The 7,528-nt window shown below is 78.3% G+C and carries 8 protein-coding genes and 1 riboswitch; of the genes, 3 read left to right on the forward strand and 5 right to left on the reverse strand.

All coding sequences use genetic code 11. The features are described from left to right. On the reverse strand, positions 1-193 hold a 193-nt coding region (locus AB6N23_RS16200), incomplete at its 3' end, for a hypothetical protein (protein ID WP_412867025.1). Positions 194-263: 70 nt separating this feature from the next. Between AB6N23_RS16200 and purN the strand changes: the two genes are divergently transcribed. Beyond that, positions 264-926, forward strand: coding sequence for a phosphoribosylglycinamide formyltransferase (purN, locus tag AB6N23_RS16205; protein WP_412867026.1), 663 nt, complete (start codon positions 264-266; stop codon positions 924-926). 108 nt (positions 927-1,034) lie between these two features. Here the strand turns inward: purN and AB6N23_RS16210 are convergent, their stop codons facing one another. Then, positions 1,035-2,006 (reverse strand): NAD-dependent epimerase/dehydratase family protein, encoded by a 972-nt coding sequence (locus tag AB6N23_RS16210; protein WP_412867027.1) that lies wholly within the window; start codon positions 2,004-2,006, stop codon positions 1,035-1,037. A gap of 127 nt (positions 2,007-2,133) precedes the next feature. Between AB6N23_RS16210 and AB6N23_RS16215 the strand changes: the two genes are divergently transcribed. Continuing rightward, positions 2,134-2,928 carry a TetR/AcrR family transcriptional regulator gene (locus AB6N23_RS16215; RefSeq protein WP_412867028.1) on the forward strand — a complete coding sequence of 265 codons (795 nt, stop codon included), beginning with the start codon at positions 2,134-2,136 and terminating at the stop codon, positions 2,926-2,928. 37 nt (positions 2,929-2,965) lie between these two features. Here the strand turns inward: AB6N23_RS16215 and AB6N23_RS16220 are convergent, their stop codons facing one another. Continuing rightward, the gene (locus AB6N23_RS16220) at positions 2,966-4,039 is read right to left on the reverse strand and encodes a hypothetical protein (RefSeq protein ID WP_412867029.1); all 1,074 of its coding nucleotides are present in this window, start codon (positions 4,037-4,039) and stop codon (positions 2,966-2,968) included. A 134-nt stretch (positions 4,040-4,173) separates the two neighbouring features. Next, a riboswitch (ZMP/ZTP riboswitch) is annotated at positions 4,174-4,263 on the forward strand. Positions 4,264-4,296: 33 nt separating this feature from the next. On the opposite strand from AB6N23_RS16220, the gene purH reads away from it, so the two are divergent. Continuing rightward, on the forward strand, positions 4,297-5,907 hold the full coding sequence (gene purH / locus AB6N23_RS16225; protein ID WP_412867030.1) for a bifunctional phosphoribosylaminoimidazolecarboxamide formyltransferase/IMP cyclohydrolase: 1,611 nt from the start codon (positions 4,297-4,299) through the stop codon (positions 5,905-5,907). Positions 5,908-6,007: 100 nt separating this feature from the next. On the opposite strand, the gene AB6N23_RS16230 is transcribed toward purH, so the two are convergent. Beyond that, positions 6,008-7,267 (reverse strand): NAD(P)/FAD-dependent oxidoreductase, encoded by a 1,260-nt coding sequence (locus AB6N23_RS16230; RefSeq protein ID WP_412867031.1) that lies wholly within the window; start codon positions 7,265-7,267, stop codon positions 6,008-6,010. Then, positions 7,264-7,528: hypothetical protein (locus tag AB6N23_RS16235; protein ID WP_412867032.1), on the reverse strand; the 265-nt coding region annotated here is incomplete at its 5' end. The genes AB6N23_RS16230 and AB6N23_RS16235, both read right to left, overlap by 4 nt.

A 7,528-nucleotide genomic window follows, 5' to 3' on the forward strand; every position in this document is an offset into this window, starting at 1 on the left:
GGCCGGCACCGGGCGGGCCGACGGGCGCGCCGTGCGGCGTCGCGCCCTGCGCGGTCCCCGGTGCGGGAGGCGTGCCCTGCGGGGGCGGCGTGCCCTGCGGGGCTCCCGCGCCCTGCGCCGGCGGCGCTCCCGCGCCCTGCGGGGGCGTCCCCTGCGGTCGGGGGTGCTGCGGCGGTGCCCAGGGGTTGCCCATGGCCCCCATCATCCCGCACGGCTGGGACGCCCCGACCGCGCGTCCGTCGTCGCCGGTAGCCTGCGGGGCCGTGACCACCGCGCGCCCCACCCCGCCGCCGCCGTCCCCGCCCGTGCGCGGCGCGGACGGCACCCGCCGTGTCGTCGTGCTGGTGTCCGGCGCCGGGTCCAACCTCGCGGCGCTGCTCGCGGCGCACGACGACCCCGGCTACGGCGCGCGGGTCGTCGGTGTCGTCAGCGACAAGCCCGCCGCCGGGGGGCTCGCGCTGGCGCGTGCGGCGGGCGTCCCGACGGCGGTCGTCGCCCCCGCGGACTTCGCGGACCGCGCGGCCTGGGACGTCGCGCTGGCCGACGCGATCGGGGTCTTCGGACCCGACCTCGTGGTGTGCGCGGGCTTCATGCGGATCATCGGCGCCCCGACGCTCGAGCGCTTCGCGCCGCGCATCCTCAACACCCACCCGGCGCTGCTGCCCTCGTTCCCCGGGGCGCACGGCGTGCGGGACGCCCTGGCGTACGGGGTGCGGGTCACCGGCTGCACCGTGCACCTGGTGGACGCGGGCGTCGACACGGGGCCGATCGTCGCGCAGGGCGTCGTCGCGGTGGAGCCGGACGACGACGAGGCGTCGCTGCACGAGCGCATCAAGGCCGTCGAGCGCGCGCTGCTCGTCCGCACGGTGGGCGAGGTGGCGCGGGGCGGCCTGCGCGTCGACGGCCGCCGCGTCGTCGTCGGCTGAGACCCGCGGGCACGAGCCGCGGCGCGGGGACGGCCTGCACGCCGCGGACGGCCTGCAGGCCGCGGACGGCGCCACGTCGCGGGCGGCCCCCCAGGCCGCCGACGGCGCTCACGCCGTGGCGCGCTGCTCCTCCCGGTACGCCGCGAGCGTGGTCGTCACGACCGTGTCCCAGTCGGTCGGCGCCAGCCCGAGCGTGCGCCGGCTGGCGGCGTCGTCGGCCACGAACGGCTCGGCGAACTGGTAGCCCACGGCGTGCAGCTCACGCATCATCGGCTGCACGACGCCGAGCGCCCGGACGAGCGGCAGCGGCACGGGCGCGACGCGGGGGACGGGCACCCCGGCGGCGGCGGCGAACCGCCCGGCCAGCGCGCGGTACGTCAGCGGCTCGGCGGACGGGACGTGCCACGCCCGGCCCCACGCGGCGGGGGTGACCGCGGCCGTGGCCAGCGCCGCCGCGAAGTCGGGCAGGTACGCCCAGGTGTGCGGCTGGTCGGCGGACGCGATCGGGCGCAGCGTCCGCCCGGCCAGCAGCGGCCCGAGCATGCGCGGGCCGGCGTGCGCGTGCGCCTCCGCGCCGGGCCCGAGGTAGTCGCTGCCCCGCACCTCGGTGGCCCGCACGGCGCCCGCCTCGTGCCGCGCGAGGGCGTCCTGCCACATCCGGACGCGGACGCGCCCCTTCGTCTCGCGGGTCGCGAGCGGGTCGTCCTCGTGCATGTGGTGGTTGCCCGCGCCGTAGACGTAGAGGTTCGCCGCGGTGACGAGGACGGCGCCGGTGCGCTCGGCGGCGGTGAGCAGCGCGTCGGCGACGGGCGGCCAGTCGGTCACCCAGCGGTGGTAGGCCGGGTTGACGCAGTTGTACAGGGCGGCGGAGCCGCGGGCGTGCCGCGCGAGGGCGTCCGCGTCCGCGCCGTCGACGCGGTGGTGCTCGACGCTGCCGCCCGCGGACGTGGTCGTCCGCGCCGCGGCGCGGGTGCCGGGGCCGGAGCGGGAGAGGACGTGCACCTCGTGGCCGGCGTCGGCGAGGTGCTGCGCGAGGGTCCGGCCGATGGGGCCCTTCCCGAGGACGGTGTGACGGGGCATGGCGGCCTCCGGGGTCAGGGAGAGAGCGGTGCTCTCTGTTGTGAGCGATGCTCGCAGCGTCGCCCGACACCCGTCAAGAGCACTGCTCTCGATTGCGTCCTGTGCTCTCGTCCGGCACGATCGCGGCATGCCCGAGGACCTCGCACCGCGCGGCACGCCGCGCGAGCGCGCCCGCGCCGAGCTCATGCGCGACCTCCTCGCCGCCGCGCGAGCGCGGCTGGCGCAGGACGGCGCCGCCGGCCTGTCGCTCCGTGCCGTCGCACGCGACCTGGGCCTCGCCTCCTCGGCCGTCTACCGGTATGTGCCCTCACGCGACGCGCTGCTGACCCTGCTGGTCAGCGAGTCGTACGATGCCGTCGGGCGCGTCTGCGAGGACGCGGCCGCCGCGTCCCGCGCCGCCGGGCACGCGCCGGCGCGCCGCTGGCTCGAGGTCGCGCGCGCGGTGCGCGCCTGGGCGCTCGCGGACCGGCACGCGTACGAGCTGATCTACGGCACGCCGCTGCCCGGGTACGTCGCGCCGCGCGACACCGTGGCGCCCGCGTTGCGCGTGTGGGGGGTGCTCGTCGACGTGCTGGTCGACGCCGCCGCGGACGGCAGCCTGCGGCCGGCCGGGCCCGACTTCGACCCGACGGGCGTCGTGACGCCCGGCGTGCACGCCTTCGGCGCCGAGCGCGGCGGGTGGGGCGGCACGGAGGACCCCGAGACGCTCCGGGCGGGCGTGCGGTCGCTCACGCTCTTCAGCACCGTGCTCGGGGCGGTCAGCGCCGAGCTGTTCGGGCACCTGCGCGGCGTCCACGAGGACGCGGCGCGCGCGTTCGACGTGACGGTCGCGACCGCCGCGGCCGGGGTCGGGCTGCACGTCGACCTCGTCGACGCGTGGGCGGAGCGCGACGCGACAGGCCGGCCGACCGGCCCCGCCTGACCCGGCGGGCGGGCGGCCTGCCGGCCCGTCCGTGCCGTCAGCGCCAGAGGACGGCGCGCTCCGTCGCGTCGTCGGCGACGACGCAGCCGACCACGAGCCCGGAGCCGTTCACCGCGGTCAGGACGGTCGTCCCGTCGGCCGCCGCGACGAGCCGCACCGCACCCCCGCGGTCCTGCACGAACGCCTGCTGGCCCTGACCGGCGGGCGAGATGGAGCCGATCGCGCGACCGCGGTCGTTGAGGTCCGTCACGGTGCCGAAGCCGCCGCCGGCCGGGCTCACGTCGCTCACGGCGCCCGCGCGCGACCAGCGCACCGGCCGCATGTCGCCCGGGGCGGCGTAGGCGTAGCCCGCGGCGCGATCGTCGCCGTCGACGGCGGTCGCGAGGCTTGACCCCGTGCCGTCGCCGAGGCCCGGCAGACGCACGAGCCGCCCGTCGGCCTCCCACCGCACGGCGTGCTGCGTGCCGTCGACCCACGCGGCGCCGACCACCTGCCCGCGGTCGTTCACGTCGTTGGCGTCCGTGCGCCCGCCCAGGCCCTCGAGCGGCGTCATGACGCCCCGGCGCCACCGGAACGCGACCGGCTCGCCGCCGAACGCCCCGGACGAGCCGACGAGCTCGCCGCGGTCGCTGAGCCCGGTGACGACGACGAACGTGTGGTCGGGGCTCAGCGGGTCGAGCAGCCACAGCCGGGAGCCGTCCCAGAACGCGGCGCGGCCGTCCACGTCGCCCGCGATCTGCCCCCGGTCGTTGATCAGACGTGCGCCGGTCAGGCCCCCGGGCAACGGCGACACCCGCCCGCCCCGCACGACGTGCGTCGTGGTGACGACGACGCCGTGGTCGTTCACGTCCCACGCGCACTCGTCCACGCCCAGGTCGACCAGGCCGGCCGGCCGGCGCGCCGCGACGTGCGCGGCGGCGGCGTCGCCCTCGGCCGCCTGCCGGACCAGCCGGTGCGCCACGCCCTCGGCGGCGACGGTGCCGGTGACCGCGGTGCTCATGGGTGCGCTGCTGACGGGTGCGGTGCCGGTCGGTGCGGCGGCGGCCGCCCCCGCGGCCGGGACCGTGACGGCCAGCGCGGTCGCGAGCACGGCGGTGACGAGTGCGGACATGGTGCCCCCCGGGGTCCTCGCCCACCCGCCCCTGGGGTGGGCCGCTACCGATGGTGCGCCCGGGACGAAGCGGGCACAACGGTCGGCGCGGGAGTTCACCCCGCGTCCGGCCCCGCGCCCCGGCCGCTAGACTGGACGGCGGTCGTGACTGGCGCAGGTGGAGGCAACCACCGGGGAGCGGCCGCAGCAGCCTCGACCGTGCACCGCCCGCCTGGGTGCCCGGCGTCCTCGTTCGACGCTGCCCCCCGGGAGACGCCATGTCCGACGCGCCCACGCCCACCGCCGACGCCACGCGCCGCCCCGTGCGCCGCGCCCTGCTGTCCGTGTACGACAAGACCGGCCTGGTCGAGCTCGCCACCGCGCTGCACCGCGCCGGCGTGGAGCTCGTGTCGACCGGCTCCACGGCCGCCACGGTCGCCGCGGCGGGGGTCCCCGTGACGCGCGTCGAGGACCTCACGGGCTTCCCGGAGTGCCTCGACGGCCGCGTCAAGACGCTGCACCCGCGCGTGCACGCCGGCATCCTCGCGGACACGCGGCGGCCCGAGCACCTCGCCCAGCTGCAGGAGCTCGGCGTCGCGCCCTTCGAGCTCGTCGTGGTGAACCTGTACCCGTTCACGCAGACCGTCGCGTCCGGCGCCGACGTCGACGCGTGCGTCGAGCAGATCGACATCGGTGGCCCGTCGATGGTGCGCGCCGCCGCGAAGAACCACCCGAGCGTCGCGGTCGTCGTCGAGCCGTCGCGGTACGACGAGGTCGTCGCCGCGGTCGCCGCCGGCGGCTTCACGCGCGCCGAGCGCACGCGGCTCGCGGCGCAGGCGTTCGTGCACACGGCCACGTACGACGTGGCCGTGGCGTCGTGGATGGGCAACGTCGCGACGACGACCGACGAGGTCGACGGCGTGAGCACGGGCTTCCCCGCGTGGGTCGGCGCGACGTGGGACCGGTCGGACGTCCTGCGCTACGGCGAGAATCCGCACCAGCGGGCGGCGCTGTACACCTCCGGGCACGGGCCCGGCGGGCTCGCGCAGGCGACCCAGCTGCACGGCAAGGCCATGAGCTACAACAACTACGTCGACGCCGACGCGGCGTGGCGGGCCGCGCACGACCACGACGCCCCGACCGTCGCGATCATCAAGCACGCCAACCCGTGCGGCATCGCGGTCGGCACCGACGTCGCCGACGCCCACGCCAAGGCGCACGCCTGCGACCCGGTGTCCGCGTTCGGCGGCGTCATCGCCACCAACCAGGTCGTGACGCGAGCCGCCGCCGAGCAGATCGCGCCCGTCTTCACCGAGGTCGTCGTGGCGCCGGGCTTCGACGACGACGCGCTCGCGGTCCTGCAGCAGAAGAAGAACGTGCGCCTGCTCGTCGTCGACACGCCGCCCGTGGGCGGCGTCGAGATGCGCGCCGTGTCCGGCGGGCTGCTGCTGCAGTCGGTCGACCGGCTCGACGCGCCCGGCGACGACCCGTCGACGTGGACCCTCGCCGCCGGCGAGCCGGCGGACGAGGCGACGCTCGCGGACCTGCGGTTCGCGTGGCGCGCGGTGCGGGCCGTCAAGTCGAACGCGATCCTGCTCGCCCACGACGGCGCGTCCGTCGGTGTCGGCATGGGGCAGGTCAACCGCGTCGACTCGTGCCGCCTCGCCGTCGAGCGGGCCAACACGGGCGACGTCGAGCGCGCGCGGGGCGCCGTCGCGGCCTCCGACGCGTTCTTCCCGTTCGCCGACGGGCTCCAGGTGCTGCTCGACGCGGGCGTGCGCGCGGTCGTGCAGCCCGGCGGCTCGGTGCGCGACGAGGAGGTCGTGGCCGCCGCGGCGGCCGCCGGCGTGACGCTGTACCTGACGGGCACGCGCCACTTCGCGCACTGAGCGCACGACGAGGGGGACCCGCCGGCCGGCCGGCGGGTCCCCCTCGTCGTCCCGGGCGTCGTGCGCCCGCCGTGCGGGTGTCGTCCCGGGGCCGCGGCGGTCAGCGCCGCCGGACGAGCTCCGCGAGCGTCGACGCGCCGTCGAGCGGGACGACGGGCAGCTCCGGACCGCCGAGCAGGCGCCGGGCCGCGCCGACGTCGCGCGGACGGTCGACCGTCAGCGCGGCCGTCACGGCCCCGTCGGCGGCGCGGGTCCACAGCACGGACCAGCCGCCGTCGGCGGGGTCGCCCAGCACCGTGGGGGCGTCGTCGTCGCCCCGCAGGCCGAACATCGTGAGGTCGTGCCCGAGCTGCGTCGAGAAGACGTAGGGCGTCAGCTCCGCGTCGCCGTCGTCGACGCCCAGCAGCCGGCGCACGAGCACGTCCGGCCCGCGCAGCGCCTCGTCCCAGTGGCCGCCGGGCACCCAGCCGTGCCGGGCCGACCGGCGGCGGGCGACGTCGCCCACGGCCAGGACGCCGTCCAGCGGTCCGTCGGGGCCGAGCACGCGGTACGCCTCGTCCACGGGCACGGCGCCGCCGTCCAGCGGGAGCGCGTCGGCGAGCCACCCCGCGGCCGGGCGGGCGCCGACGGCCACGAGCACGACGTCCGCCGGCAGCACCGCGCCGTCCGCGAGCCGCACCGCACCGTCCTCGACGGCGGCCACCGTGGCGCGCGTGCGCAGGTCGACGCCCGCGGCCGCGTACCAGGGCGCCGTCAGGGCGCCCACACGGCTGCCGAGACCCGTCACCAGCGGGGCGTCCCTGGCCTCGACGACCGTCACGTGGTGCCCCGCCGCCGCGGCGACGCCGGCGACCTCGGCGCCGACCCAGCCGGCGCCCACCACGACGAGCCGGCGCGGCGCGCCGTCCAGCGCGGCGCGCAGCCGGTCGGCGTCGGCCGCGGAGTGCAGCGTCAGCGCGGACGGCCACGCGGGGACGCGGACGGCGTGCGACCCCGTCGCGAGCACCACGCACGACGCACGGTGCGCGCCGTCGTCGGTCACGACGGTGGCCCCGGGCCGGTCCCCGTCGAGGCGCAGGGCGCGCGCCGTGACGCCCAGACGGACGTCGTCGGCGAGCCCGTGCAGGTCCAGCCCGAGCTCGTCGGTGAGCCACGCCGGCTCGGGGCGGTCCAGGAGGTGCTTCGACAGCGGCGGGCGGTCGTACGGCGGCACGTCCTCCGCGCCGAGCACCCGGATCGCGCCCGCGTAGCCGTGCGTGCGCAGCGCCGCCACCGTCTGCGCGCCGGCCAGGCCGGCACCGACGACGAGCACGTCCTCGGGGATCGGCGACGTGCGGCGAGATGTCGTCGGCGTGGTCACGCGCCCACGCTAGCCTTGGCGCGCACCTCGTCGGCCGTCGGAGGGAACGTCGCCATGACCACGTCGCGGCACGCGGGACCCCCGCTCGTCACGCCTCCGCACGGCCCGTCCTGGCCGTCCCGCCACACGGGCCCCGAGGCGGCCGGTCGCCCCGGGGCCACCGCGCCGTCGGGCGCCCCCACCCCCGACTCGACGTCGAAGTCGGCCCCCGTCAGCAGCCGCTCCGGGGTGCCCTCCTGCGTGATGGGGAAGTCGACGTGG

It is taken from the genome of Cellulomonas pasadenensis, assembly GCF_047229365.1.
Taxonomy (GTDB): domain Bacteria; phylum Actinomycetota; class Actinomycetes; order Actinomycetales; family Cellulomonadaceae; genus Cellulomonas.